Annotated in this window: 25 protein-coding genes; 14 read left to right on the top strand and 11 right to left on the bottom strand. The window is 65.5% G+C overall.

Annotated features, from left to right (window positions below; genetic code table 11):
• Positions 1 to 908: 908 nt before the first annotated feature.
• The gene (locus tag V5279_RS25420; RefSeq protein WP_166294723.1) at positions 909 to 1,679 is read right to left on the bottom strand and encodes a gamma-glutamyl-gamma-aminobutyrate hydrolase family protein; all 771 of its coding nucleotides are present in this window, start codon (positions 1,677 to 1,679) and stop codon (positions 909 to 911) included.
• A 265-nt stretch (positions 1,680 to 1,944) separates the two neighbouring features.
• Between V5279_RS25420 and V5279_RS25425 the strand changes: the two genes are divergently transcribed.
• Entirely contained in the window at positions 1,945 to 3,087 is a 1,143-nt protein-coding gene (locus V5279_RS25425) for an AI-2E family transporter (protein ID WP_338689069.1), read from the top strand.
• Between the two features lie 73 nt (positions 3,088 to 3,160).
• Here the strand turns inward: V5279_RS25425 and V5279_RS25430 are convergent, their stop codons facing one another.
• The 6 genes from V5279_RS25430 to V5279_RS25455 form a co-directional block, all read right to left on the bottom strand.
• Entirely contained in the window at positions 3,161 to 3,457 is a 297-nt protein-coding gene (locus V5279_RS25430) for an antibiotic biosynthesis monooxygenase family protein (RefSeq protein WP_166294719.1), read from the bottom strand.
• A 117-nt stretch (positions 3,458 to 3,574) separates the two neighbouring features.
• Complete coding sequence (locus tag V5279_RS25435) at positions 3,575 to 3,811, bottom strand: hypothetical protein (RefSeq protein WP_338689072.1); 237 nt, start codon at positions 3,809 to 3,811, stop codon at positions 3,575 to 3,577.
• Between the two features lie 44 nt (positions 3,812 to 3,855).
• Entirely contained in the window at positions 3,856 to 5,070 is a 1,215-nt protein-coding gene (locus V5279_RS25440) for a GGDEF domain-containing protein (RefSeq protein ID WP_338689074.1), read from the bottom strand.
• Between the two features lie 246 nt (positions 5,071 to 5,316).
• Positions 5,317 to 5,793 carry a 30S ribosomal protein S9 gene (gene rpsI / locus V5279_RS25445; RefSeq protein ID WP_092114692.1) on the bottom strand — a complete coding sequence of 159 codons (477 nt, stop codon included), beginning with the start codon at positions 5,791 to 5,793 and terminating at the stop codon, positions 5,317 to 5,319.
• Positions 5,794 to 6,258, bottom strand: a complete 465-nt coding sequence (gene rplM / locus V5279_RS25450; protein ID WP_029082848.1) for a 50S ribosomal protein L13 — start codon at positions 6,256 to 6,258, stop codon at positions 5,794 to 5,796.
• 153 nt (positions 6,259 to 6,411) lie between these two features.
• Entirely contained in the window at positions 6,412 to 6,840 is a 429-nt protein-coding gene (locus V5279_RS25455; protein WP_076857819.1) for a PaaI family thioesterase, read from the bottom strand.
• A 70-nt stretch (positions 6,841 to 6,910) separates the two neighbouring features.
• On the opposite strand from V5279_RS25455, the gene V5279_RS25460 reads away from it, so the two are divergent.
• The 8 genes from V5279_RS25460 to nadC all read left to right on the top strand — a co-directional run bounded on the left by V5279_RS25460 (position 6,911) and on the right by nadC (position 14,799).
• Positions 6,911 to 7,738: an enoyl-CoA hydratase gene (locus tag V5279_RS25460; protein WP_338689083.1), complete on the top strand. Its 828-nt coding sequence runs from the start codon at positions 6,911 to 6,913 to the stop codon at positions 7,736 to 7,738.
• A 106-nt stretch (positions 7,739 to 7,844) separates the two neighbouring features.
• Positions 7,845 to 8,429 carry a CoA-binding protein gene (locus tag V5279_RS25465; RefSeq protein WP_338689085.1) on the top strand — a complete coding sequence of 195 codons (585 nt, stop codon included), beginning with the start codon at positions 7,845 to 7,847 and terminating at the stop codon, positions 8,427 to 8,429.
• A gap of 149 nt (positions 8,430 to 8,578) precedes the next feature.
• Positions 8,579 to 9,859, top strand: coding sequence for an O-acetylhomoserine aminocarboxypropyltransferase (locus V5279_RS25470; RefSeq protein WP_166294710.1), 1,281 nt, complete (start codon positions 8,579 to 8,581; stop codon positions 9,857 to 9,859).
• Positions 9,860 to 9,989: 130 nt separating this feature from the next.
• Positions 9,990 to 10,394, top strand: coding sequence for a hypothetical protein (locus V5279_RS25475; RefSeq protein WP_338689088.1), 405 nt, complete (start codon positions 9,990 to 9,992; stop codon positions 10,392 to 10,394).
• 12 nt (positions 10,395 to 10,406) lie between these two features.
• Positions 10,407 to 11,363 (top strand): NUDIX hydrolase, encoded by a 957-nt coding sequence (locus V5279_RS25480; protein WP_338689090.1) that lies wholly within the window; start codon positions 10,407 to 10,409, stop codon positions 11,361 to 11,363.
• A 54-nt stretch (positions 11,364 to 11,417) separates the two neighbouring features.
• Complete coding sequence (gene nadA / locus V5279_RS25485) at positions 11,418 to 12,404, top strand: quinolinate synthase NadA (RefSeq protein WP_338689093.1); 987 nt, start codon at positions 11,418 to 11,420, stop codon at positions 12,402 to 12,404.
• Positions 12,401 to 13,951, top strand: a complete 1,551-nt coding sequence (locus V5279_RS25490; RefSeq protein ID WP_338689095.1) for an L-aspartate oxidase — start codon at positions 12,401 to 12,403, stop codon at positions 13,949 to 13,951. The genes nadA and V5279_RS25490 overlap by 4 nt, the downstream gene beginning before the upstream one ends.
• Positions 13,948 to 14,799, top strand: coding sequence for a carboxylating nicotinate-nucleotide diphosphorylase (gene nadC, locus V5279_RS25495; RefSeq protein ID WP_338689097.1), 852 nt, complete (start codon positions 13,948 to 13,950; stop codon positions 14,797 to 14,799). Before V5279_RS25490 ends, nadC begins: the two co-directional genes overlap by 4 nt.
• Before the next feature lie 38 nt (positions 14,800 to 14,837).
• Here nadC and V5279_RS25500 read toward each other — a convergent pair whose 3' ends face one another.
• A complete protein-coding gene (locus V5279_RS25500) occupies positions 14,838 to 15,923 on the bottom strand; it encodes a COX15/CtaA family protein (protein ID WP_338689099.1) in 1,086 nt (361 codons plus the stop codon).
• A gap of 190 nt (positions 15,924 to 16,113) precedes the next feature.
• On the opposite strand from V5279_RS25500, the gene V5279_RS25505 reads away from it, so the two are divergent.
• Entirely contained in the window at positions 16,114 to 16,323 is a 210-nt protein-coding gene (locus V5279_RS25505; RefSeq protein WP_029082837.1) for a DUF2842 domain-containing protein, read from the top strand.
• Here the strand turns inward: V5279_RS25505 and V5279_RS25510 are convergent.
• Positions 16,320 to 17,348: a polysaccharide deacetylase gene (locus V5279_RS25510; RefSeq protein WP_338689102.1), complete on the bottom strand. Its 1,029-nt coding sequence runs from the start codon at positions 17,346 to 17,348 to the stop codon at positions 16,320 to 16,322. The two genes, V5279_RS25505 and V5279_RS25510, sit on opposite strands and share 4 nt — an antisense overlap.
• A 168-nt stretch (positions 17,349 to 17,516) precedes the next feature.
• Here V5279_RS25510 and V5279_RS25515 point away from each other — a divergent pair, with 168 nt between their 5' ends.
• Positions 17,517 to 18,710, top strand: coding sequence for a GNAT family N-acetyltransferase (locus tag V5279_RS25515; protein WP_338689104.1), 1,194 nt, complete (start codon positions 17,517 to 17,519; stop codon positions 18,708 to 18,710).
• 18 nt (positions 18,711 to 18,728) lie between these two features.
• Here the strand turns inward: V5279_RS25515 and V5279_RS25520 are convergent, their stop codons facing one another.
• Entirely contained in the window at positions 18,729 to 19,658 is a 930-nt protein-coding gene (locus tag V5279_RS25520) for a LysR family transcriptional regulator (RefSeq protein ID WP_166294695.1), read from the bottom strand.
• 328 nt (positions 19,659 to 19,986) lie between these two features.
• On the opposite strand from V5279_RS25520, the gene V5279_RS25525 reads away from it, so the two are divergent.
• A complete protein-coding gene (locus V5279_RS25525) occupies positions 19,987 to 21,324 on the top strand; it encodes an MFS transporter (RefSeq protein WP_414645620.1) in 1,338 nt (445 codons plus the stop codon).
• A 9-nt stretch (positions 21,325 to 21,333) separates the two neighbouring features.
• On the opposite strand, the gene V5279_RS25530 is transcribed toward V5279_RS25525, so the two are convergent.
• Complete coding sequence (locus V5279_RS25530; RefSeq protein WP_338689108.1) at positions 21,334 to 23,670, bottom strand: exopolysaccharide transport family protein; 2,337 nt, start codon at positions 23,668 to 23,670, stop codon at positions 21,334 to 21,336.
• A gap of 176 nt (positions 23,671 to 23,846) precedes the next feature.
• Between V5279_RS25530 and V5279_RS25535 the strand changes: the two genes are divergently transcribed.
• Together V5279_RS25535 and V5279_RS25540 are read left to right on the top strand one after the other, a co-directional pair.
• The gene (locus V5279_RS25535; RefSeq protein ID WP_338689110.1) at positions 23,847 to 24,473 is read left to right on the top strand and encodes a polysaccharide biosynthesis/export family protein; all 627 of its coding nucleotides are present in this window, start codon (positions 23,847 to 23,849) and stop codon (positions 24,471 to 24,473) included.
• 3 nt (positions 24,474 to 24,476) lie between these two features.
• Complete coding sequence (locus V5279_RS25540; RefSeq protein ID WP_338689112.1) at positions 24,477 to 25,610, top strand: glycosyltransferase family 4 protein; 1,134 nt, start codon at positions 24,477 to 24,479, stop codon at positions 25,608 to 25,610.
• Positions 25,611 to 25,656 lie beyond the last annotated feature (46 nt).

Genomic DNA, 25,656 nt, shown 5'->3' on the forward strand with positions numbered 1-25,656 from the left:
AGGGCCGACGCCGACCGCATGGATTTTAAGCGGGCGGCGTTGTGCTATCGGGGCTCGCGAACATCGCAATCGGGACGGCCGCCGGCGCGTCTTCCGGGGCTAGGGCGGCGGGCGCCGAAGCCGTCCCAATCACAGCGCTCCGATCTGGAACGCAATTTCATTGTATCGGCAAAAGGCGGCAACGGAGATGCCCTCCCGGGTTACCTCAACTTGACAAGTGTCCAATAACTGTCCCGAGGGATCGGGCTGCGACAAAACAACCCGACGGGCAACTCAGCAAAACCTGTCAATCCCGCGCAGCCAAAATATTTCTGTTTCCCGGAATACCCAACTCAGTGTATGGTTCGCCGGTCTCACCCGATCGAGGGGCGCTTCGCGGTCGTCACGAACGCGGTGTGGGATGCGGTGGACGCCGAGCGTGTCGCTGACGAGAGCACGCGAAGCGGACGGTGAAAGCGTGTGGTCCTGACGCCCTAGTGGCCGGTGTCTCGTCGCAGAATGCGCAAGCGTTCTTGCGAAGGCGGTGACAAAAAAGCCAAGTCTCGCCGGGGAGAGCACGAAGTAAGCTGTAAAACCATCGCGCAGGGAAAGCCGGACTGCTCCGGTTACACCTGTGGTCCTACCCCCGAGCTTTCTACCTTTTGCTCGGGGCCCATGGGTGCGATCGGCACCCGGCTTTCCCTGCGCCCTCTGTTCAAGAGAGGGCGGAACGAAGAGCAAAGCTCGGGCAAATAATGTCGCGAGAATGCGAAGCCGCGTCCCCACCCACAACTGTCATCGCCCGGCTCGACCGGGCGATCCAGTACGCCGCGGCCCCTCGGCTCAAGCACTGGCATCTCCGGAATACTGGATCACCCGCATGCGCGGGTGATGACATCGAATTTGCCCTGGATCGCGGTGAAACCGCCCTACGCCGCCCGCCGCCGTTCGCGCAGCGCGTCGCCGAAGGCTTCGAACAGGGCGCGGTTGATCGGATTGCGCTGCGGATCGTATTCGGCGTGCCACTGCACGCCGAGCGCAAAGCCGGGCGCATCCGCGATGCGGATCGCCTCGATGGTGCCGTCCTCGGCAATGCCCTCGATCACGACCCGCTTGCCCGGCTGAAGGATACCCTGGCCGTGCAGCGAATTGACCCGGATGGTCTCGCGGCCAAGGATCTTTGCGAAGGCGCCCCCCGGCGTCAGTGCGACATCGTGGCGGTCGGCGAACACCACGGTGGGATCGGGGTGGATTTCGCCGTTGTCCAGCCGCGGCATCCGGTGGTTCATGCGGCCCGGAATCTCTCGGATCTCCGGATGCAGCGAGCCGCCGAACGCGACGTTCATCTCCTGCAGGCCGCGGCAGATGCCGAAGATCGGCACGCCGCGCGCCACACAGGCCTCCGACAGCGCGAGCGCGACGTCATCGCGGTGGAGGTCATAGGGTTCGTGCGCGGCACAAGGTTCGGTATTGAAGCGCGTCGGATGGACGTTGGCGCGGGCCCCGGTCAGCACCACGCCGTCGACCACGTCGAGCAAGGCGCCGACGTCGGTGATGTCTGGGCTGCCAGCGAACATCAGCGGCACCGCACCCGACACATCGGCAACCGCGCGAAGGTTGCGCTCCCCGACCATCTGGACTGTGAAACGATTTTCGATGCGATGGGCGTTTCCGATCACGCCGACCACGGGCCGTCTCATTATCGAAGTCTCGCGCAATGATTCTTCTAAGTTTGCGACGTTGCGGAGACGATCATGCCTTCGAGTTCCCGCCGGATCAACTGTCTATATCTGCACAGGGGGGCTTGCAGTCCTGCACAGTTGGGCGCCCGGGGCCCAAAATGCGGCCAGTTGCGCCCCGGTGCCGCGGCGCGTCAGCGGCTAACCGGCACGGTCCGCCCAGCTTGATCCCGGCGGGATTTTCGCCAATGACTGCTTCGGACACCGTCGCAAAGGGGAATCACCCGTGACAGAACCGGCTGACAATCGCCTGCAGGCCCGCAACGACATGGCATGGGCGATCGCCGTCGGAGGCATCGGCGCCGTGCTGTTCGCCGCGCTGCTGATGTTCGCCTGGCATTTCGCCGCGACCTTGTTCCTGCTGTTCGCCGGCATGCTGCTCGGCGTCGGCCTGAACGCGATGGCCGCCCTGCTCGGCCGGCTGACGGGGCTGCCTCACGCGTTGCGGCTTGCGATCGTCTGCCTGGCGATGGCCGGACTATTGTCCGGCATCGTGTTCCTCGGCGGCACCACCATCGCACAGCAGGCAACCGTGCTGAGCAACACGATCAAATCGCAGCTCGGCAGCGTCAAGGAATTCCTCGAGCAGCATGGCGTCGACACCAGCTATCTCGATTTCACCAATGCGGCAGGCGAAGCGAAACCCGACGGCACCGGCGTGGCGACCACGACAACGGCGCCCGCAACGTCGCAGTCGCACGGCATCCCCGGGGCCGGCGCGCTGGCCTCAAGCGGCGGCGCCATCATCAGCCAGACGCTGAAGGTGCTGCTCGGCACCGTCAGCGTCGTCGGCAATTTCTTCATCGTGCTGTTTCTGGGCCTCGCCTTCGCGGCCCAGCCCAGCATCTACCGCGCCGGGCTATTGTTCATCGCGCCGGCCAAATACCGCGCACAGGCCACCATCATCGTCGACCGCATCGGCGAGACGCTGGAACGCTGGCTGATCGCGCAGATCATCACCATGGCGGCGGTGTTCCTCGTCACCTGGATCGGGCTTGCCATCATCGGCATTCCGAGCTCGTTCATTCTCGGCATCCAGGCCGGATTGCTGGCCTTCATTCCAACGGTCGGCGCGATCATCGCCGGACTGATCGTGGTGCTGGCAAGCCTCGCCTCGGGATGGATCGCCGCGCTGAGCGCGTTCATCCTGTTCCTTGGCGTGCACGCGCTGGAGAGTTACGTGATCACGCCGATCGTGCAGCGGCAGGCGCTCGACATCCCGCCGGCGACGCTGTTCGCGTTCCAGATCCTGCTCGGCGTCGTGTTCGGCATCTGGGGGCTGGCCTTGGCGCTGCCGCTGATGGCGATCGCCAAGGTGATGATCGACCATTTCAAGGCAGAGGATCAGGCGCCTGCGCAGGTCGCGTAAAATTAGACCGTTTTCGAGCGAAGTGGACACCGGTTCGCGTGAAGAAAACGCGTCAAGACAAGAATCCCTTGCCTTAGCTGGTCAGCACCGTCTCGGTGTGCTCGACCTCGGGCGCCGCCGCGAAATAGGGGCCGACCAGTGCGCGCCAGGCGGTGAAATCCTCGGAGCCGCGGAAATCGACCGTGTGGTTCTCCAGCGTCTCCCACTTCGCCACCAGCCGGTAGCGCGACGGCTTCTCGATCGAGCGGTGCAGTTCAAACCCCTTGCCGCCCTTGGCGCGCAGGAACAGAGGGCGCGCCTTGGCCACCGCGGCCTCAAAATCCTTCTCGCTGCCGGGTTTGACGTCGATCTGTGCGATTTCGGTGATCATTGGGCTGTCGCCTCCCTTGATTGGTTTCCCTTGGGAAAGGCCCCGTCTCTAGCCCAGCCGGCGAAAAAGCAAAAGGCGCCCCGCCCGGGGCGCCTCCTCTGTCGATCCTGCGGCGGTTCAGTTGAACAGCAATACGGTACCGGCAACCATCAGCATCGCACCGAGCAGCATCACGACCGGCCAGCGGCTCCTGGGCTGTTGGTATCGGCCCTGCGCGCGCCGTTCGGCGATCAGCGCGGTCTCGTATTCATCGGAGTTCGAGAACAGGCAGGCGAAGCCGGTGCGCGCCGAAACCGCGTCGGCTTCGAGCGACATCAGGGCTGACTGCGGATTGCGGGTGCGGATCGAGTCCATGCCCGAAAGCATGGGATCGAATGGTTAATCGGTCGTTACCGCGCTCATGTCCGCACCGTCGCCGGTTTCTGCCGCGCCGCCGGCAGGCCCGCGGTCTTGCGCCGCCAGTTCTCCAGCGACAGCGGCAACTCCTCCGCCGCCTCGACGCGGTTGCGGCCGCCGCGCTTGGCCTGGTAGAGCGCGGTGTCGGCCGAGGCCAGCAGCACCTCGAGCTCGGTGCCGGCGGGGCCGCCGGCCACGCCGATGCTGACCGTGGTATCCACCGGACCTTCCTCGCAGGCGATGTTGCTGTTCTCGAAGGCCTCGCGCACGCGCTCGGCGACCAGCACGCCTTCCTCCAGCGAACACGGCAGCAACGCCGCGAATTCCTCGCCGCCGATCCGGCCCGACAGATCGCTGATCCTGAGACTGTTGACCACGACGGCGGAGAATAGTTTCAGGATCTCGTCGCCGGCGGGATGGCCGAAGCGGTCGTTGATCGACTTGAAATGATCAATGTCGAAGATCATCACCGTGACCGGGCGGCCGGCATTGGCCTCGCGCTCGATCACCCGCGTGCAGGCCTCGGTGAAGCCGCGGCGGTTGAGCATGCCGCTCAACGGATCGACCGACGCGGCGGTCTTGTGCACGGCCACCGCGCGGTCCGACACCATCATGAAGATCACGAACACCGTGCCGATCGCGTACAGCACGAGTTCGATCGAGAACAGCGTGACCCAGAAGCTGCTGACGTAATTCTGGCCGTTGAAGCGCAGCAGGTCGCCGACCAGGATCGGCAGCATCAGCACGCAGCCGTGCGCGACCGGGATCACGATCGCAAGCCAGCGCCGCTGCAGCACGCGGCGGCGCTCGCTCCACAGTTCGGAGGCGGTCAGCGCGGCGTAGATCGCGACGATCCCGGCGCCGATCGTCAGGCGCAGCGCGTGATCCTCCACCGTCATCGCGGCACCGATCCAGGCGATCGGGCCGAGCACGAGGCCCGGCAGGTTGGCCTTGCGGCCATGGAAGATGCGCGCGGCATTCCAGACCATGCCGCAGGCCGCGAAGCCGATCGCATTCAGCCCCATCAGGACCATGGCGTCGAGGGTCGAGCTGCCGACCGTCCAGAGTGCGACCGAGGCCGCGCCGAGCAGATAGGCGGTGCCCCACCATCTCAGCGCGGGGATGTTCTCCTGCCTGCCGAACAGCCACAGCATGGCGCCGAGCATGCCCGCGACCATGGTGGCGAACAAATAAAGTGTCGATGGATCGAACGACATAACTCACCCCAGCCCGGTGTGATGCAACGTTCGCAGGCGCAAATAAAAGGTGATGCAGCGCCAGTGCGAGCCCGCACGCTAGAAGGCCCGAGTTCCAATTTCGTTTGCACGCACACGCAAGTTTTCATGAAAAACTGCGCTAATTCGCGTCGAAGCTCGCTCCATTGGGCGCAGCAAAAAGGGCGCCTCTCGGCGCCCTCTGCAACTCGATGCTCACGGCAATTGCCGCGAATTTTAGGACTCGAATTAGCGCTTCGAGAACTGGAAGGACTTGCGGGCCTTCGCCTTGCCGTACTTCTTGCGCTCGACCGTGCGAGAGTCGCGGGTCAGGAAGCCGCCCTTCTTGAGGACGCCGCGCAGCTCGGGCTCGAAATTGGTCAGCGCCTTCGAGATGCCGTGTCGGACAGCACCGGCCTGACCGGACAGACCGCCGCCGGCGACGGTGCAGATCACGTCATACTGGCCGTTGCGGGCGGCAGCGACCAGCGGCTGCTGGATCATCATGCGCAGCACCGGACGGGCGAAGTAGATTTCGATGTCGCGGGTGTTGACGGAGATCTTGCCGGCACCCGGCTTGATCCAGACGCGGGCGACCGCGTCCTTGCGCTTGCCCGTGGCATAGGCGCGGTTGAACTTGTCGACCTTCTTGACATACTTCGGCGCGTCGGGCGCGGCCGGCTTGACCTGCGAGAGCTGGTCGAGGGACTGCAACGTATCGGACATTTATGCGGCCCTCGTGTTCTTGCGATTCAGGGAAGCGATATCGACCTTCTCGGGGCTCTGCGCTTCATGCGGATGCTCGGCACCCGGATAGACGCGCAGATTGCTCATCTGCATGCGGCCGAGCGGACCGCGCGGGATCATGCGCTCGATCGCCTTCTCGACGACGCGCTCGGGGAAGCGACCCTCGAGGATCTGCTTCGCGGTGCGCTCCTTGATGCCACCGATGAAGCCGGTGTGCTTGTAGTAGGTCTTCTGGTCGCGCTTGCGGCCGGTCAGCACCACATGCGCGGCGTTGACGATGATGACGTTGTCGCCGCAGTCGACGTGCGGGGTGTAGGTGGGCAGGTGTTTGCCGCGCAGGCGCATCGCGACGAGCGTGGCGAGACGACCGACGACCAGACCCTTGGCGTCGATCACGACCCACTTCTTCGTCACTTCGGCGGGCTTGGCCGAGAACGTGCTCATGTGTGAAATCCGTGAAAAGCAAATCGGCGCCGAATGCGCCGAACTGGGCGGCTTTCTAGAGAAGCCGCGGCCGCACGTCAACGTCAACATGGCATAATTACATCAGTAAAAACAATAGCTTGCAAATATGGTGCAATAATACCGTAAAAAAGCCTATTGATTTGGAATGGAATAGGTCGCCGTGACATGGGCGATCGGATCCGGCGAGGTGCCGGACAGCAGGTTCACCTCGCCGACCGCAAGCCGCTTGCCGAGCTTGAGCAGCTTGGCGACCGCGAGCACGTCCTGCCCCGGCTGGCCCTTGCGCAGGAAGTTGATGTTGAGGTTGGTGGTGACGGCAAGGCCGATCGGCCCGATGGCCGACAGGAGCACCACATACATCGCGAAATCCGCCAGTCCCATCAGGGTCGGGCCGGACACCGTGCCGCCGGGCCGCAGCATGCGCTCGCTGAAGCGCTGGCGCAGCAGGGCCGTCTCGCCGTCGGCGCTTTCGATCCTGATGTCGTCGTGGGTGAATGCCTGCGGAAATTCCTTGCGCAGGAACTCCTCCAGCTCAGCCACGCTCATTTTCGCAATCGCCATGCCGTCCCTGCCCTCGCTTCAGCCTGCCTGTTACATTAAGTTGTCATCAAGACCAAAGTGGAATTTCACCATGTCCGCCCAAGCTGCCCGCGCCGAAGCGCCGCAACATCAGCCGATCCTGCTGCGCGAGACCGTCGGCAGTATCGCGTTACTGACCCTCAATCGCCCCGAGGCGCGCAACAGCCTCTCCGAAGGCCTGATCCGCGAGGTGCACGCTGCGCTGAATGATATCCGCGACGACAAAGCCATCCGCGGCGTCGTGCTCGCAGCCAACGGCCCGGCCTACTCCGCCGGCCACGACATGAAGGAGCTGACCGCGCGCCGCAGCGATGCCGACCGCGGCCGCGCCTATTTCGCCGAGATCATGAACGCATGCAGCGCGATGATGCAGGCCATCGTGCACCTGCCGAAGCCGGTTGTCGCCGCCGTGCAGGGCGTCGCGACGGCGGCAGGCTGCCAGCTCGTCGCCAGCTGCGACCTTGCGATTGCATCCGAGGCCGCGACGTTTGCGACGCCCGGCGTCGACATCGGGCTGTTCTGCTCGACGCCGATGGTGGCGCTGTCGCGCAACGTGCCGCGCAAGCAGGCGATGGAGATGCTGCTCACGGGCGAGCCGATCTCGGCGGCAACGGCGCAGAGCATCGGCCTGATCAACCGCGTGGTATCAGCAGGTACCGAACGCGACGCCGCGATCGCGCTGGCCGAGAAGGTCGCGCTGAAATCGGCCTACACCGTCAAACTCGGCAAGGAGGCGTTCTATCGCCAGGCCGAGATGAGCCTCACTGAGGCCTATCGCTTCGCCGCCGAGGTGATGACCGAGAACATGATGGCGCGCGACGCCGAGGAAGGCATCGGCGCCTTCATCGAGAAGCGCGATCCGAAGTGGCAGGACAAATAACGCCCTCTTTGGGCGTCATTCCGGGGCTCGCGAAGCGAGAACCCGGAATCTCGAGATTCCGGGTTCGATGCTCCGCATCGCCCCGGAATGACAAACCGGAAGAAAAATGAATCACGACGCTTACGACGACAACTACATCCGCAGCATCTTGAACAACGTGAAGTCGATCGCGATGGTCGGCGCCTCGCCGGTCAACGTGCGGCCGAGCTATTTCGCCTTCAAATATCTGGCGCAGCGCGGCTACGACATGATCCCGGTCAATCCCGGCCACGTCGGCAAGTCGCTGATGGGCAAGCCGTTCGTCGCTTCGCTTGCGGACATCGGTCGCCCGATCGACATGATCGACATCTTTCGCAATTCGAGCCACATCATGCCCGTCGTCGACGAGGCGCTGAAATTGTCGCCGCCGCCGAAGGTGATCTGGATGCAGCTTGGCGCGCGCGACGATGCCGCGGCCGAGAAGGCGGAAGCGGCGGGCCTCAAGGTGGTGATGAATCGCTGCCCGAAGATCGAATATGGCCGGCTGTCGTCAGAGATCTCCTGGATGGGCGTCAACTCGCGCACGCTGAGTTCCAAGCGCGCGCCGATCCCGACGCAGGGCATGCGGCTGTCGCTCAACCGCACGAGCTTTGGTGGCGGCCAGACTGCAGCATCCGACCGCGCGGCGAAGAACAAGACCGAGACGAGCTGACATCGCAGCGGAATATTCGTTCCGATTGCCCGGTATAGCGTGGGATGCCCCTCCCAAAACTGGCGGCGTGCCCAACTCGCTTGACGGCGGGCGCCGCCACCATCAGCATGCCGCGCGTTTTCGACCAGGCCAGAATAGGACAAAAAAGAATGACCGATCGCGTTCCGGGATTTTCCACCCTCGCCGTGCACGCCGGCGCACAGCCTGATCCCACCACCGGCGCGCGGGCGACGCCGATTTACCAGACCACGTCATTCGTCTTCAACGACGCCGATCACGCCGCCTCGCTGTTCGGCCTGCAGGCGTTCGGCAACATCTATACCCGCATTGGCAACCCGACCAACGCGGTGCTCGAGGAACGCGTCGCAGCGCTGGAGGGTGGCACTGCGGCACTTGCGGTTGCCTCCGGCCACGCCGCGCAGCTCGTCGTGCTGCAGCAGCTGTTGAGGCCAGGCGACGAGATCATTGCGGCACGCAAGCTCTATGGCGGCTCGATCAACCAGTTCACCCACGCCTTCAAGGCGTTCGGCTGGAACGTGGCCTGGGCCGATCCCGACGAGATCGAAAGCTTCGAGCGCGCGGTGACGCCGCACACCAAGGCGATCTTCATCGAATCCATTGCCAACCCCGCCGGCAGCATCACCGATATCGAGGCGATCGCAGCCGTTGCACGCAAGGCCGGCGTGCCGCTGATCGTCGACAACACGCTGGCCTCGCCCTATCTGATCAAGCCGATCGATCACGGTGCCGATATCGTTGTGCACTCGCTGACAAAATTCCTCGGCGGTCACGGCAATTCGCTCGGCGGCATCATCGTCGACGCCGGCACCTTCGACTGGTCGAAGGACAACAAATATCCGATGCTGAGCGAGCCGCGCCCGGAATATCACGGCATCCGGATCCAGGAGACCTTTGGCAATTTCGCCTTCGCGATCGCCTGCCGGGTGCTCGGGCTGCGCGACCTCGGCCCTGCGCTGTCGCCGTTCAACGCCTTCATGATCCTCACCGGCATCGAGACGCTGCCGCTGCGCATGCAGAAGCACTGCGATAACGCCAAGGCAGTGGCGGAATTCCTCTCCACTCATCCGGCCGTGTCGGCGGTGAACTACGCCGGTCTGCCCGGCGACAGGTACAACGCCCTGCAGCGCAAATACGCGCCGAAGGGCGCCGGCGCGGTGTTCACCTTCAGCCTCAAGGGCGGCTATGACGCCGGCGTCAATCTGGTGTCGAACCTGAAACTGTTCTCGCATCTCGCCAATGTCGGCGACACCCGCTCGCTGGTGATCCACCCGGCCTCCACCACCCACAGCCAGCTCGACGACGCCGCCAAGGTGAAGTCGGGCGCGGCACCCGACGTGGTCCGGCTCTCGATCGGCATCGAGGACAAGGAAGACCTGATTGCGGACCTGGACGAGGCCCTGCGCGCCTGATCCCGCGCTTGTTCCGGAGCGGTGCACCGCATCGCTCCAGTAACCTTGCCTAAAACGACGGGTCTCTTGTTAACGCTCAATCCGGCATAAAGTGGCAGTGATAGGCTCCGGATGATTCGGGAGACCATTGATGCTGCGCTGGATATTGCCGCTCGCGATCGCGCTGTTTGCGATCTCGCCTGCTGACGCCGCCGACGGCCCTGTCGCCACCAAACGCGCCACCGTGAAGGCCGCGCGCCAGCTGCCGGCTGGCCTGCCGCGCCGGAACTATGCCTACCGCACCACCATCACGCCGCCGACCTATGTGCGGCGCGGGCGCCAGCTCGTGGTGGTCGAGCCTGAGGTGATCCCGCTGAACGCCGAGCCGTACATCCCATACGTGGTGGGTGAACCGCTGCTGCCCGGATCGTCGTCACTGCCCGGCTATTACGGCAACTGGCATTCCTACAACTATTTCGGCCCCTATTACGGCGGCGCCTATGTGACCTACTGGGACCGCCTGCCCTACGCCTGCGGCGTCTACGGCTACTGCTAGCGCGGGACGAGCGTGGCCAGATCGCCGCAGAAAACCAGCGCACCGGCTTCGGGGAACGCGATCACCGCCGATCTCGTCGCGGTGCTGGTCGCCGTCACCGACGGCACGCCCAAGATCGTGACCATCGCCGGCGGCGCCGCGCTGCCGAGCGGCCCGTTCGAGTTCACCCACCGCTCGCTGCAGACCGCGTTGCGGGCCTGGGTCGAGGCCCAGACCGGCCACCCACTCGGCTATGTCGAGCAGCTCTACACCTTCGCCGACCGCGGCCGGTCCGGCGACGCCAGGTCGCCGCATAGCGTTTCGATCAGCTATCTCGGCCTGACCCGCGAGGACAAGGTCGGCGAAGGTTTCGAGGCGCACTGGTCCGGCTGGTACGACTACTTTCCCTGGGAGGATCATCGCGCCGGCGCGCCGGCGTTCGTTGCCAAACTGATTGCGCCGAAACTGAAAGCCTGGGCGAAAGCGGCGCCGTCACCGACGCTGCAGCGCGAGCGCTGGCAGCGCTGCGCCATCACCTTCGGCCTCGATGACCGCGACTGGAACGAAGAGCTGGTGCTGCAGCGCTACGAGCTGCTCTACGAGGCCGGGCTGATCCCGGAGGCGGGCCGTGCGCAAGCCCGCGAGGCATTGCTCATACCAGGAAAACCGATGACGGCGGATCATCGCCGCATTCTCGCAACCGGCATCGCGCGGCTGCGCGCTAAAATCAAATACCGCCCTGTGGTATTCGAGCTGATGCCGGCCGAGTTTACCCTGCTGCAACTGCAACGCAGTGTTGAGGCGCTCGCAGGCCGGCTGGTCCACAAGCAGAACTTCCGCCGGCTCATCGAGCAGCAGGAACTCGTTGAAGAGATTGGCGCAATGGCCGCCGATACCGTCGGACGGCCGGCCAAGCTGTTCCGCTTCCGCCATGCCGTGCTGGCCGAACGGGCCGTCGCCGGCACCAAGCTGCCGCTTTCGCGCACTTGACACGCCTTATGCTCAGGATAAGTATAAGCCATCTTATGCTCACGGAGAGTATAAATGGTTGCACTCGATACCGATCTGCTCGCCCGCACTGCACCGCTCTATGAGCGCGTCAAGCGCGTCATCCCGCCGTTCGAATGGGCCACTTTCGCCGAGGACGTCGATGCGATCCTCACGCTGAAACGCCGCCGCAATGCGGTGGTGCTGGCGCACAATTACCAGACACCGGAAATCTTCCACGGCGTCGCCGATATCGTCGGCGACAGCCTCCTGCTCGCGCGCGAGGCGACCAAGGTCGACGCCGATGTCATCGTGCTCGCCGGCGTGCACTTCATGGCCGAGACGGCAAAGCTGCTCAATCCGGCCAAGACCGTGCTGATCCCCGACCTGAAGGCCGGCTGCTCGCTGGCGGATTCCATCACGCCGGCTGACGTGCGGCTGATGCGCGCGCGCTATCCAGACGCGCCCGTCGTCGCCTATGTCAACACCTCGACCGCGGTGAAGGCGGAGTCCGATATCTGCTGCACCTCGGGCAACGCGCTGAAGGTGGTGGAATCGCTCGGCGCCGAGCGCGTCATCATGCTGCCGGATGAATATCTGGCGCAGAACATCGCGAAACAGACCAGCAAGAAGATCATCGCCTGGAAAGGCCATTGCGAGGTGCACGAGCTGTTCACCGCCGACGACGTGCGCCAGCTGCGTGAAAATCACCCCGACGTCACCATCCTGGCGCATCCGGAATGCCCGCCCGAAGTCGTCGCCGAAGCTGACTTTTCGGGATCGACGGCAGCGATGCAGTCGTTCGTCGAGACCAAGCGACCGCCCCGCGTCGTGCTGCTGACGGAGTGCTCGATGAGCGACAACATCGCGGCGCGCAATCCGGATATCGACTTCGTCCGCCCCTGCAATCTCTGCCCGCACATGAAGCGGATCACGCTGAAGAACATCCGCCACGCACTGGAGACCAATCAGCACGAGGTCACGATCGACCCCGCGATCGCCGATCGTGCGCGCAGGAGTGTCGAAAGGATGCTGGCGATATGAGCACCGACATTTCCGATCTCGACGGCCGCCCGGTCATCATCGGCGGCGGCGCCGCGGGGCTGATGACCGCGCTTCAGCTCGCGCCCGAGCCGGTCGTGCTGCTGTCGAAATCGCCGCTCGGCGCGGAAGCCTCCAGCATGTGGGCGCAGGGCGGCCTCGCAGCGCCGGTCGGCGCAGACGACACCCCTGCCCTGCATCTGGCCGATACGCTTGCAGCCGGTGCCGGCCTCTGCGATGCGGCCGCAGCGTCCCGGATCGTTCATGCCGCACCCTCCGCCGTTGAGCACCTTGCCGAACTCGGCGTCGCATTCGACCGGCGCGCCGACGGCAGCTGGCGCCTCGGGCTCGAGGCCGCGCACGGCCGCAACCGCATCGTGCACGCCACCGGCGACGGCACCGGCCGCGAGATCATGCGCGCGCTGATTTCAGCGGTCCGCCGGACGCCATCGATCACGCTGCTTGAAGGCGTCGAGGCGCGCCGGCTGCTGGTCGAGGACAATGCGCTCAGGGGCGTGCTTGCAGCCAACGCAAGCGGCGCGCTGACGATCGTCACCAATCGCGTGGTGATTGCGACCGGCGGCATTGGCGGGCTGTTCGCCGACAGCACCAATCCGGGCGGATGCTTCGGTCAGGGGCTCGCGCTCGCGGCACATGCCGGCGCAACACTCTCGGATATCGAATTCGTCCAGTTTCATCCGACCGCCTTCGATGGGCCGTCACGGCCGATGCCGCTGTTAACCGAGGCGATCCGCGGCGACGGCGCAGTGCTGATCGACGAGACCGGGCAGCGCTTCATGGCCGACCAGCCCGGCGCCGAGCTCGCGCCACGCGACATCGTCGCGCGCGCGGTCTGGCGCCGTCGTGCTGCAGGACATCGCACCTTCCTCGATGCGCGCAAACATCCGGGCGCGGACTTTGCCCAGCGCTATCCCGTGATCAGTGTGTTCTGCAAGATGGCCGGCATCGATCCGGCCTGCGATCCGATCCCGATCCGGCCGGCGGTGCACTATCACATGGGCGGCATCGCGGTGGACGGTCATGGCCGCAGCACGGTGCAGGGTCTGTGGGCCTGCGGTGAAGCCGCGCGTACCGGACTGCACGGCGCCAACCGGCTCGCCAGCAACTCGCTGATGGAAGCGATCGTCTGCGCGCGCTGGGTCGCCGAAAGCATCGAAGGCGTGAGCGCGGGTCCGCGCGCGATGCTGCGCGACGAGGCGTTGCCGCCTGCCTCCGATCCCTCCGCCGTGCGGCCGATCCTCTCCCAGGGGCTCGGCGTGCTGCGCGACCACGACGGCATCGCACGCACGATCCGCGGCCTCACTCCGCTCGCGCGCGGTCAGAGTGCGGCATCCGACGCAGCGCTGGTCGGATTGATGATCGCGGTTGCCGCGATCCGACGCGAGGAAAGCCGTGGCGGTCATTTCCGCACCGATTTCCCGCACACCGCTTTGTCGGCGGCTCCGTCGTCCCTCACCCGTGACGAGGCGCTCGCCGCCGCGCGCGACATCGTCGAGTCCAAGCTGCCAGCCAGGAGTGCCCGCTCATGACCCTCAATTCCCTGTTGCCGCTGATCTACGAGCCGATCGTGCAGACCGCCCTGCGCGAGGACCTCGGCCGTGCGGGCGATATCACGGCAGATGCGATCGTACCGGCCACCCAGCAGGCGCGGCTGGTGATGCGGGCGCGGCAGCCCGGCGTGATCGCGGGGCTCGACGTGGCCCGCACCGCGTTCCAGACGGTGTCGCCTTCCATCACGCTGCGCGCCGAGCGGCCCGACGGCAGCGCGGTCGAACCCGACCAGGTCATCGCGATCATCGACGGCCCGGCCCGCAGCCTGCTCACCGCGGAACGAACCGCGCTCAACTTCCTCTGCCATCTGAGCGGCGTCGCGACCGCAACGGCGACGCTGGTCAAGGCGGTCGCAGGCACGCGCGCGCAAATCGTCTGCACCCGCAAGACCACGCCGGGACTGCGTGCGCTCGAGAAATATGCGGTGCGCGCCGGCGGCGGCGGCAATCACCGCTTCGGGCTCGATGATGCCGTGCTGATCAAGGACAACCACATTGCGCTTGCCGGCGGCATCCGCACCGCGATCGAGCGCGCCAAGGCCAATGCCGGTCATCTCGTCAAGATCGAGGTCGAGGTCGACACGCTGTCGCAGCTCGAGGAGGCGCTGGCGCTCGGCGTCGACGCGGTCCTGCTCGACAACATGACGACGGAGCAACTCAGCCAGGCGGTTCAGATGGCGCGCGGCAAGGCGATCACCGAGGCCTCCGGCCGCATCACCGCAGCGACCGCCGCGGCGATTGCCGCGACCGGCGTCGATTTGATCTCGGTCGGCTGGGTGACCCACAGCTCGGCCGCGCTCGATATCGGGCTCGACTATCTCTCTTGATGGATCAGAGAGGTTGAAGGATCAACCGGGTTGAGGAATCAACCGGCCTGGCCGACCGGAACAAGGGTCGGCTGGTCCCGCTCGGTCCGGCGCACCGCGAAGCGCTCGGCCTGCAGCACCGCGAGCGTCAGCACGACGATCGCGACCGCCTGGTGCGTCAACGCCAGATCAATCGGCACCTGATGCAGCAGCGTCAGGATGCCGAGCGTCGCCTGTAGCGTGATCGCCGCAACCAGCCACCAGGCCCCCGCGATCACCGCCCCTCCGGCGCGCGCGCGCACGGCATCGATCGCATGTGCGATCGCCAGCGCGAACAGCAGATAGGCGGTCATGCGGTGCTCGAATTGCACCGTCAGCGTGTTGTCGAACAGGTTGCGCCACCACGGCGTCTCGAACCAGAGACGGTCAGCCGACGGAATCAAGCCGCCGTCGATCTCGGGCCAGGTGTTGTAGACCCTGCCCGCGCGCAGGCCCGCGACCAGCGCGCCGAAATAGAGCTGCACGAAGGTCAGCACCAGCAGCACCGCACTCGTGATCTTCAGCCTGAGCGGCGCGATCACGGACGGACGATCGGTCAACCGCCGCAGCGTCCAGACGATCGCCGCAAAGATCAACAGCGCCAGCACCAGGTGCGTCGCCAGACGATATTGCGACACCTCGAGGCGCTCCGAGAGACCGGACGCGACCATCCACCAGCCGACGCCGCCCTGCAGCGCGCCGAGGCCGAAGATGATCCACAGCCGCCGGCCAAGTTCGCCGCTCACCGCGCCGCGCCACAGGAAATACAGGAACGGCAGCAGATAGGCGGCGCCGATCACCCGACCGAGCAGCCGGTGGCTCCACTCCCACCAGAAGATCGTCTTGAACTGATCAAGCGTCATCCCGGCGTTGAGCTCGCGGTATTGCGGGATGGTCTTGTAGCCCTCGAAGGCCTGCGTCCACTGCGCCTCGGTCAGCGGCGGCAGCGCGCCGGTCACGGGCTTCCATTCGACGATCGACAGGCCAGACTCGGTGAGCCGCGTGGCACCGCCGACCAGCACCATCAGCGCGATCAGGGCAGCGACTGCGAACAGCCAGATCCTGACGGCGCGGAGCTGCGATGTCTTTGCGGGAATGCCGGCCATTTCGCCCTGACTTGATTGGATTTTCGCGCCCCTTATAGTCCGCCTCGCCCGCGGCGCAAGCGCCGCCTGGGGCCTCGTTCCGATACATCGGAGCGAAGCTTCGGAATGTTGTTTTGACGCGTTTTCTTGACGCGAACCGGTGTCCACTTCGCTCGAAAACGCTCTGAATCACGAGTCATACATATCCGCCATGGCCATACGCACCCGCAAATTGCTCGGAACCATCGCCCTGCTGATCCTGGTCGTGGTGTGGTCACTGCTTGGCATGACGATCGCCCAGACGCCATGGCTCGCCAATTCGGGGCTGCTGCAGGCGATCTTCTACGTCGTCGCGGGTCTCGGCTGGGTGCTGCCGGCGATGCCGATCGTCTCCTGGATGTCGCGGCCCGACCGCGCTTAAATGGCGTTTTGATCGCGCGCATGCCGCGTCGGCTGCACCGGCGGAAACATCACGCCCGACAGCAACACCCGCATGATCCGCAGTGAGCGCACCCGGCCGTCCCAGGCGATCCGCGGCAGCGCGTGAAGGTTGGTGCGCCCCTGCGCCTCGACGACACCTGATATGGTCGACACCGCGCTGGCAAAGCCGGCCTCCTCGGTCATCACCACATGCGGACGGCGGAACGAGTCGCGGTCCCCGAACGGAAACGCGAAATGCGGGATCGGCCGCCGCAGCGCGCTCTCGGCCACCGCCTTTCCCATCGCCATCTCGCGCTGCGCATCGGCATCCCGGAGATTCGACAGAACGGAATAGTTCACCGTGGCGCTGCCGAACGTCACGTTCGGATCGGCTGCAAGCTTCGCCAGATCCTGCCAGTCGAGCGAGGCGCTGCGTGACATCTGCGCCGCGTCGGCCGCATAGCGCCGGCTGAGATCATTCACCGCATACGACAAATCCGACGGCGGCAGCATGCGCAGCCAGCCGGACAGGAAGTCGAACAGCTCATACTTGTCGGACACCGTCGCGACCCCGAAGTGCCGTTCCCTGCCGTCGATGACAAGGCTGATGCGGCTTTCACGCGCGATGATGTCCTCGAGCGCCAGCCACCACGCCACGCCGACGCCATCGGGAAACGCCGTCGGCAGATAGAGCGTGAAGGGGGCGCCGTGCCGGGCGAGCACGGGATAGGCATGCGTGACGATGTCCTTGCTGGCGCCGTCGAAGGTCAGGCAGGCAAAGCGTCGGCGCTCGGGCAAGGTCACCGCGCGGCGGCAGGCCTCCTCGATCCCGACGATGTCGTAGCGCCAACGCTTCAGCGCACGGATCGTGCGATCGAGGAAGGCCGGCGTGACCTCCTGGGACTTCAGCGGCTGGAACCGGCCCCGGCGATTAGGGCGGACGCGCGCGAAGCGCAGGATCACTCCGGCGCCGCCGGCCTCGCGCTCGCGCAGGCGGAAGGCGCCACTGAAATACGCGAGCTCCATCCGGGCCCGTCGCAAAATCCCGTTGTCCGGCGCCAAGATCCCCGCCTCTGTCCGGCTGTTCCCACGCCCCGCCGCGGCATTGTTATTACTCTTTGTTGACATTTCCCTGCGAAGGTCGGCCCCAGCCGAGAACTGTAAATTAATACCTTAAGAAATTTGGGTTCCGAGATGGTCATGGCGGCGGCAATTGAAGGCCAGGCGGCGGGGACGCGAACGTGGCCGAACGCAACCCGCGTCACCGGCGTCGATATCTTTCATGATCTCACGGCGGCCGAGGCGACCTGGCGCAGTCTCGAGACACCGCAGCATTCCTACACCCCATATCAGCGCTTCGATTTCCTCGCCAACTGGCAGCGCCAGGTCGGCGAGCGCGAGGGCCTGCGGCCCTTCATCGTCGTCGCCCATGACAGCGAGCGCCGGCCGCTGCTGCTGTTGCCGCTCGCCATCGAGCAGCGCCTGGGCGCGAATTGCGCGAGCTTCATGGGCGGCAAGCACGCGACCTTCAACATGGCGCTGTGCGAGAAGGATTTCGCCGCCAACGCGACCGAGGCCGACATCACGGCCCTGATCGGCTCGATCGCCGAACGGTCCCGCGCCGATGCGCTGGTGCTGTGCCAGCAGCCGCTGCGCTGGCAGGAGCTGCCGAATCCGCTGGCGCTGCTGCCGCATCAACCCTCGGTCAACGACTGCCCGCTGCTGGTGATCGAGCCCGGCGCGGCACCCGCGACACTGATCAGCAACTCGTTCCGCCGCCGCCTCAAGGGCAAGGAGCGCAAGCTGCAGCCGCTGCCCGGCTACCGCTATCACGTCGCGGCCGACAGCGCCGACGTCTGCCGCCTGCTCGACTGGTTCTTCCGCGTCAAGCCGCAGCGCATGGCCGAGCAGAAGCTGCCGAACGTGTTCGCCGAGCCGGGCATCGAGCAGTTCATCCGTACCGCCTGCCTGGCGCCGCGCGCCGACGGCAAGGGCTATGCGATCGACATCCACGCGCTGGAGTGCGACGAGGAAGTGATCGCGATCTTCGCCGGCGTGTCCGACGGCCATCGCTTCTCGATGATGTTCAACACCTACACGATGTCGGCCAATGCCAAGTTCAGCCCCGGCCTGATCCTGATGCGCGACATCATCGATCGCCATGCCGGCCAGGACTACCGCGCCTTCGATCTCGGCATCGGCTCGGACGAGTACAAGCGGCTGTTCTGCAAGGACGACGAAGCGATCGTCGACAGCTTCATTCCGCTCAGCCTGCGCGGCAAGCCGGCGGCCAGCGCATTGTCGGCCATCAATCGCGCCAAGCGCGCGGTGAAGCACAATCCGGCGCTGTTCGAGATCGCCCAGAACCTGCGCAGCATGTTCCGCTGAGGACGGCCGCGGCCGACGTCAGGCGGACGACGCCTGCCGGCCGCTCTCGACGCCAAGCCGCATCATCGCATCGAACACCAGCATCGCGGCCGGCGACAGCGCGCGCCTGCGCAGCTTGATCAGCCCGTAGCTCTCCAGCATCAGCTGGTCGCGGATGCGCAGCATCTTGAAGCGCTGCGGATCGAGCAGATCGAAGATCAGCAACGGCACCGGCACGATCGCATCGATCCCCGCGGCAATTCCAATCGACGCGGAGAAGGATTCGGTGTTGATCATGCGCTGCGGCGGCGCGATGCCCCGGCTGTAGAACAGCCGCTCTAGCGCCTGGCGCATGAAGGATTCCCGCGGCTGGGAGATCCATTGCAGGTCGACCGTGTCTTCCAGATTGACGCTGTCGAGCGCGGCCAGCGGATGCTCGGCGCGAACCAGCAGGCCGGCCTGCTCGGCGCCGATCTCGTGATAGTCGAACTGCCCGGAATCGACGCCGGCGGGAATTCGCGCAACGACGAAATCCAGCTCGAGCGCGAGAAGCCGCGCAACCAGCGGTGGGCTCGTGCTGACATCGAGCGAAATGTTCACCCGGTGCAATTTCTCGCCGAGATACTGCATGACGTCGACGACGAGGTCGATGCTGGGCTTGGCGACCGTTCCGACAGATACGGTGCCGAGCTCGCCGGACCGGTAACCCGCGAATTCGTCGGTGACCCGGTCAAGGTCGGCCAACACGCTCCGGCCGCCGCGGATCAGGATCGAGCCGTAGGCCGTCGGCTCGACGCCGCGCGCGGTTCGCTCGAACAACGGAACCCGCGCCACCGCCTCGATCTCGGCCAGCATCTTGGATGCCGCCGACTGGGTGATGTTGAGGCGTTCGGCGGCCAGCTGCAGCTTGCGCTCGCTGTCGAGCGCCACCAGCAGGCGCAACTGGCGCAATTTCAGATTATTGATCACGGCCCGCCACCATCCTGCCCGGCCAGAGCCTTGTCCGTTCCGATCAAATCGGAACGGACAAGGCTCTAGATTCTATTTTGACGCGTTTTCCTGACGCGAACCGGGATCCAGTTCGCTGGAAAACGCTCCAGAGTTCCCGCGTTTATACCGCGGTGCATCATGACAGTTTCGCCGTGGCTCCATTCCCAAATGCCATTAGTCACGCGGCGGTCGATTACACAACAATGAATGCAATACTTGCAAGAGCAAGGCGACGGACCGCTGCGGCTGCACCAGGTGCCGCCCGGACAGCGCGACCACCGTCCGCCGTATCGAAAAACCAGAAGGGATGGGAACGATGACCGACGATGTCGAGAAGCGCGCGATCGGGAAAATGATGCGGCGGCTGATTCCGTTCCTCATCCTGTGTTACTTCGTGGCCTATCTCGATCGCGTCAATGTCGGCTTTGCCAAGCTGCACATGAACACCGCGCTCGGGCTGAGCGAAGCCGCTTACGGGCTCGGCGCGGGACTGTTCTTCATCGGCTACTTCTTCTTCGAGGTGCCCTCCAACATCCTTCTGGAGCGGTTCGGCGCGCGGCGCTGGATCGCCCGTATCATGATCAGCTGGGGCATCGTCTCCGCGGCATTCGCCTTCATCCCGCAGATGTCCGCGGCCAGCGGCCTGTCGAGCGAGTGGATCTTCTACTTCCTGCGCCTGCTGCTCGGCGCCTGCGAGGCCGGCTTCTTCCCCGGCATCATCTTCTATCTGACGCTCTGGTTCCCGACGGTCTATCGGGCGCGCGTCATCAGCCTGTTCATGCTGGCGATCCCGATCTCCAGCATCATCGGCGCGCCGATCTCGGGCCTGCTGCTCAATGTGTCGGGTGCCGGTCTGGGCGGGTGGCAGTGGCTGTTCATCTTGGAAGCGCTGCCGTCGGTGCTGGTCGGCTTCGCCGTTCTGATCATGCTGCCCGACTTCCCGCGCCAGGCGACTTGGCTGCAACCCGACGAGATCAAGTGGGTCCAGAACACGCTCGAGATCGAGAGGCAGAAGAAGGAGGCGGTGGAGCACATCTCGGTGCTGCAGTCGCTCACCGATTCGCGGGTGCTCGCCTGCGCGCTGGTGTATTTCTGCCTCAACGCCGCAAGCTACGGCGTCGCGTTCTTCCTGCCGACCATCATCAAGGCGTTTGGCGTCACCGACACCCAGACCGGCCTGATCGCCGCCCTGCCCTTCGTGTTCGGCGCGATCGGCATGGTCCTGCTCGGCCGCCATTCCGATAAAACCGGCGAGCGGCGATACCATGTTGCCGGCGCGTTGACGCTGGCCGCAGTCGGCATCGGCCTCGCCGGACTGGTCTCTAGTCCGGTGCTGATCATCGGCCTGCTCTGCATCGCGCAGATCGGCGTTTCGTCGGTGCCGCCGATGTTCTGGCCGATGCCGGCCAGCATCCTGAATGGCGCCTCGGCCGCGGCGGGCATTGCCGCGATCAACTCACTCGGCAATCTCTCAGGCTTCGCCGGCCCGTTCGCGATGGGCTACCTGAAGGACCTGACCGGCGGATTTACCGCAGGCCTGCTGCTGCTCGCGGTCGTCGGACTGATCGGCGCGCTGGTGACGATCCGGCTGCGAATCGATCCGGTGCTCGAACGTTCGATGCGCGAGCCGATGATGGCGCATTGACGGTGGCGGTCAGGCCGCCACCACCCGCGGGCCGGCAACGACCGCTTCCGACGGCGCGCAGGGCTTGCTCAGCATCGTCACTTCGGAGAAGCCGACGGCCCTGAGCTGATCGACCATGGAGCGGCGCGCATCCTGCGCCATTCCGGCGTCGGGCACGACGACCGCCTGCGCCTTCGCGGTCAGCAGTTCGGCCGGCAGGTCGACGGCCGTGCCGGCGTCGAGCAGCACGTGGTCATAGACCCGCAGCAGCGCGTCGATCGCAAGCCCCAGCCGCGGCGACTGCAGGTGGCTGCGATCGAAGCCCGGACGTCCGGCGCTGACGATCTGAACCCGCGACTGCCGGTCCTTGGTGATGATCTGCGCGAACGTCGCCTCGCCCTGCATCAGTTCGGCAAGGCCGGGTGCTGCGGGGTCGACGGTGGCCGCCGTCAGCACCGGCGAGGACGCGACCAGATCGACGACCACGACCTTGGCCTGGCGCGCCATCAGACGCGCCAGCGTCAGCGCGGTCATCGTGACGCTCTCGCCGGCGGCCGGGCCGAGCATCGTGACCTTGTGGGCGGCGGGACCGGCCGCGACAAAATGCTCGGCCAGTTCGTCGATCTCGTCGACGATCTCGGCGGGCGCAGGCTGCGGCTCGCTCAGAACAGGTTCATGCGCAACCGTGGGTTCCAGGGGCAGTTCAGGCTCCTGCGGCAGCCGGGGTGCGAGCGGCGATTCGAACTCGGGTTCAGCCGGCAGCGTCAGTGCCGGCTCGTCCGCGGTCGCGGTCTCCATGACCGGCTCGCGGCGCCTGATCACGGCCGCTGCCGGTGCGAAGGCGCGGCCAACCGCACCGGGCGCCGAGATGCGCAGCAGCTCGCCGGTGATGATGATGCCGGCTGACAGCAACAGCGTCGCCAGCGTCGCGATCAGCACGATCGGCAGCTTCTTCGGATAGGCCGGCGTGTTCGAGACCGTGGCGCGCGAGATGATGCGGCCGTCGGTCGGCGCGGCCTCGATATTCTCGCGTGAGGTCGCCTCGCGATATTTGGCGAGATAGGCTTCCAGCAGGTCGCGCTGCGCCTTGGCTTCACGTTCCAGCCCGCGCAGCTGCACGTCCTGGCTGTTACTCGACGACGCCTGCTTCTTCGACTGGTCCAGACCAGCCTGCTGCGCCTGGACGCGGGCATCGGCGACGCGGGCATCGTTGTCCAGCGAGCGCGAAATCTTGCCGGCCTCCTCGCGCAATTGCCGGTCGAGGTCGGCGATCTGCGCCTTCAACTCCTTGATGCGCGGATGGTTGTCGAGCAGCGTTGACGACTGCTCGGCGAGCTGCGCGCGCAACGTGCCGCGCTGTTCGGCCAGCCGGCGGATCAGCTCGGAATTGAGCACTTCCGAAGCCTCGATCGGCTTGCCGCCCTGCAGCATCTCGCGAATCAACCGCGCCTTGGTCTCGGCATCGGCCTTCAGCGCGCGGGCATTGTTGAGCTGCGTGTTCAATTCGCCCATCTGCTGGTTCGACAGCGGGATGTTGTTGGTGCCGACAAACAGGCTCGACTTCGAGCGGAATTCCTCGACCCGCGAATCCGCTTCCGCAACCTTCGTGCGCAGCTTGTCGATCTCGCCAAGCAGCCAGGTGCTGGCGGACTTGGCCTGATCCTGCCGCGCCCCCTGCTGCAGCACGAGATAGCCGTCCGCGATCGAGTTGGCGACGCGCGCCGCAAGCTCGGGATCCTCCGACTGGAATTCGATCACCATGACGCGCGACTTGTCGACCGCGTAGGCCTGGAAGCGCTCGTAATAGGAATCGAGCACCCGCTCTTCCGGCGTCAGGCTGAACGGGTCACGGCCGATGCCGAACAGCGCCAGCAGCGATTTCAGCGGGGAAAAGCCCCGCAGCACCGGATCGAACTCCGGACGCTCGGCGAGCTTGTTCTTCTTGATGATGTCGCGCGCGAGATCGCGCGACAGCAGCAGCTGCACCTGGCTCGTCACGGCCTCGGCGTCGAGCGAGCTGCGCTCCAGGTCGCGCTCGCCGTTCGGGCGCAGGAAAGCGTTCTCGCGATTGTCGATCAGGATTCGCGCTTCCGACTTGTAGCGCGGCGTCACGATATTGACGGCGGCCAGCGACAACGCGAACGCGAGGATAGTCGGCACGATGATCCAGCCGCGCTTACGCGCCAGCGCGCGGCCGAGCACATGCAGATCGAGATCGGCTGCCTCGGACGGAGCCGCCGGCTTGTCGGGAGCAGGTTTCGGCGGGGCCGGCTTGACGCCGACCTCGTCGGCAACGGGCGCGGACTTCGGCAACGCCCGTTGCACGACGGCCTTTTCCTTGCCTCTACGCCAGAATGCAAAACGCATAACGAACTCCCGCGGACGCCGCGATTCCACCTCAATGGCCGCGATTACAGTCCATTAAGGTTGCTGCTGGGTTAATCGGCGCGGTTGACGGAGATGGCCGCCGCCACCACGCCGTCATTCTTTGTTAACCATGCGTGCCGTTAATCGGGGGCCGGTATTTTCTCGGGATTCCTGACATGCGCGATTTGCGCGCTCCCCTTGTTTGTCTGATTGCTGCGCTCGCGCTGTCGGGCTGCATGGGCCGGACGTCGCCGGTCGCCGGCGACCCCGGCCTCGATTCGATGGCCTATGCCCAGCCGCCCTTCGCTACTCCCGCGGCCTATGCCGAGCCCGTGCCGCCGCACAGCGGCTATAATCTCGGCCCCGGCGACAAGCTCCGCGTCGTGGTCTATGGCCAGGAAGGCCTGACCAACTCCTATGCAATCGGCGCGGCCGGCGCGATCACCATGCCGCTGATCGGTTCGGTGCCGGCGCGCGGCCGGACGCCTGCGGGACTTGCCGCCGAGATCACCGCGCGGCTGCGCAACGGCTTCATCCGCGAGCCTTCGGTGGCGGTCGAGATCGAGTCCTATCGGCCGTTCTTCATCCTCGGTGAAGTCGCAGCCCCCGGCCAATATCCCTATGTGCCCAACATGACGGTGGAGAGCGCGGTCGCGATCGCCGGCGGCTTCTCGCCGCGCGCCAGGCGCGACCAGGTCACCCTCACCCACACCGATGCATCGGGCGCGGGCCGCTTCGTCGTGCCGCTGGGCACGCCGCTCGGCCCCGGTGACACCGTGTTCGTCGGCGAACGCTGGTTCTGATCGATGGCACAGAATCAGGAACAGCCGCTGCGCATCCTGCATGTCGTCCGTGCCCCGGTCGGCGGCATCATTCGTCACATCCTCGATGTCGCCAACGGCCAGATCGAACGCGGCCATCATGTCGGCATCGTCGCCGACAGCCTGACCGGCGGCGCGCGTGCCGACGCCGTGCTGGCCGAGATCGAGCCACGCCTCAAGCTCGGCGTCCACCGGGTGGCGATACGCCGCGAGCCGCGCTTCGCCGACTTCATGGTCTGGGCGCACATCGCCGGCCTGATCCGCACGCTGAAGCCCGATGTCGTGCACGGCCATGGCGCCAAGGCCGGCGCCTATGTCCGGCTACGGCGGCGGTCGGACAAGGTGATCCGGGTCTACACGCCGCATGGCGGCTCACTGCATTACCCACTCGACACCTGGAAGGGCCGCTTCTACAGCCAGCTCGAGCGCACGCTGATGAACAGCACCGACCTGTTCCTGTTCGAGAGCGCGTTCGCCCGCGACACCTATCAGCGGACCGTGGGCAAGCCGGCGGGCCTCGTGCGCTGCGTCTTCAACGGCGTCACATCAGAGGAATTCGAGCCGGTGCCGAGGGCCGACGACGCCACCGATGTGGCCTATGTCGGCGAGTTCCGGCGCATCAAGGGCGCCGATCTCCTGATCGACGCGGTGGCGAAATTGCGCGCCGATGGCAAGCCGGTGACGCTGACGCTTGGCGGCGATGGCGAGGAGTTCGAGCGGCTCAAGGAGCAGGTGAAGCGGCTGTCGCTCGGAGATGCCGTCCGCTTCATCGGCCATGTCAAGGCGCGCTACGGCTTCTCCAAGGGCAGCCTGCTGGTGGTTCCCTCGCGCGGCGATTCGATGCCTTACGTGGTGATCGAGGCGAGTGCGGCCGGCGTTCCGATGATCGCCGCCAATGTCGGCGGCATCCCGGAGATCTTCGACACCCACACCGACGCCCTGTTCGCGCCCAGCAATGCCGCTGCGATGGCCGACGCCATCAAGGCAGCGCTCGACAATCCCACAGCGACCGCGACGCGCGCGCAGAAACTGCGTGAGCGGATTTCCGAACATTTCTCGCAGAGCGCGATGGTCGAGGGTGTGCTGGCCGGCTACCGCGACGCATTTGCCAAACGTTAACCACTTCTTGCACACGTAACCGTTTCTTCCGATTTGTCCCCTTAAG

This window comes from Bradyrhizobium sp. 26S5 (assembly GCF_036923295.1).
Taxonomy (GTDB): Bacteria; Pseudomonadota; Alphaproteobacteria; order Rhizobiales; family Xanthobacteraceae; genus Bradyrhizobium; species Bradyrhizobium septentrionale.

Coding starts and splice junctions, on each gene's coding strand:
- V5279_RS25420 (WP_166294723.1), bottom strand. CDS start 1,679: ATGAGACGGCCCGTGGTCGGCGTGATCGGAAACGCCCATCGCATCGAA.
- V5279_RS25430 (WP_166294719.1), bottom strand. CDS start 3,457: ATGATCACCGAAATCGCACAGATCGACGTCAAACCCGGCAGCGAGAAG.
- V5279_RS25435 (WP_338689072.1), bottom strand. CDS start 3,811: ATGGACTCGATCCGCACCCGCAATCCGCAGTCAGCCCTGATGTCGCTC.
- V5279_RS25440 (WP_338689074.1), bottom strand. CDS start 5,070: ATGTCGTTCGATCCATCGACACTTTATTTGTTCGCCACCATGGTCGCG.
- rpsI (WP_092114692.1), bottom strand. CDS start 5,793: ATGTCCGATACGTTGCAGTCCCTCGACCAGCTCTCGCAGGTCAAGCCG.
- rplM (WP_029082848.1), bottom strand. CDS start 6,258: ATGAGCACGTTCTCGGCCAAGCCCGCCGAAGTGACGAAGAAGTGGGTC.
- V5279_RS25455 (WP_076857819.1), bottom strand. CDS start 6,840: ATGGCGATTGCGAAAATGAGCGTGGCTGAGCTGGAGGAGTTCCTGCGC.
- V5279_RS25460 (WP_338689083.1), top strand. CDS start 6,911: ATGTCCGCCCAAGCTGCCCGCGCCGAAGCGCCGCAACATCAGCCGATC.
- V5279_RS25465 (WP_338689085.1), top strand. CDS start 7,845: ATGAATCACGACGCTTACGACGACAACTACATCCGCAGCATCTTGAAC.
- V5279_RS25470 (WP_166294710.1), top strand. CDS start 8,579: ATGACCGATCGCGTTCCGGGATTTTCCACCCTCGCCGTGCACGCCGGC.
- V5279_RS25475 (WP_338689088.1), top strand. CDS start 9,990: ATGCTGCGCTGGATATTGCCGCTCGCGATCGCGCTGTTTGCGATCTCG.
- nadA (WP_338689093.1), top strand. CDS start 11,418: ATGGTTGCACTCGATACCGATCTGCTCGCCCGCACTGCACCGCTCTAT.
- V5279_RS25490 (WP_338689095.1), top strand. CDS start 12,401: ATGAGCACCGACATTTCCGATCTCGACGGCCGCCCGGTCATCATCGGC.
- nadC (WP_338689097.1), top strand. CDS start 13,948: ATGACCCTCAATTCCCTGTTGCCGCTGATCTACGAGCCGATCGTGCAG.
- V5279_RS25500 (WP_338689099.1), bottom strand. CDS start 15,923: ATGGCCGGCATTCCCGCAAAGACATCGCAGCTCCGCGCCGTCAGGATC.
- V5279_RS25505 (WP_029082837.1), top strand. CDS start 16,114: ATGGCCATACGCACCCGCAAATTGCTCGGAACCATCGCCCTGCTGATC.
- V5279_RS25510 (WP_338689102.1), bottom strand. CDS start 17,348: ATGGAGCTCGCGTATTTCAGTGGCGCCTTCCGCCTGCGCGAGCGCGAG.
- V5279_RS25515 (WP_338689104.1), top strand. CDS start 17,517: ATGGTCATGGCGGCGGCAATTGAAGGCCAGGCGGCGGGGACGCGAACG.
- V5279_RS25525 (WP_414645620.1), top strand. CDS start 19,987: ATGGGAACGATGACCGACGATGTCGAGAAGCGCGCGATCGGGAAAATG.
- V5279_RS25530 (WP_338689108.1), bottom strand. CDS start 23,670: ATGCGTTTTGCATTCTGGCGTAGAGGCAAGGAAAAGGCCGTCGTGCAA.
- V5279_RS25535 (WP_338689110.1), top strand. CDS start 23,847: ATGCGCGATTTGCGCGCTCCCCTTGTTTGTCTGATTGCTGCGCTCGCG.
- V5279_RS25540 (WP_338689112.1), top strand. CDS start 24,477: ATGGCACAGAATCAGGAACAGCCGCTGCGCATCCTGCATGTCGTCCGT.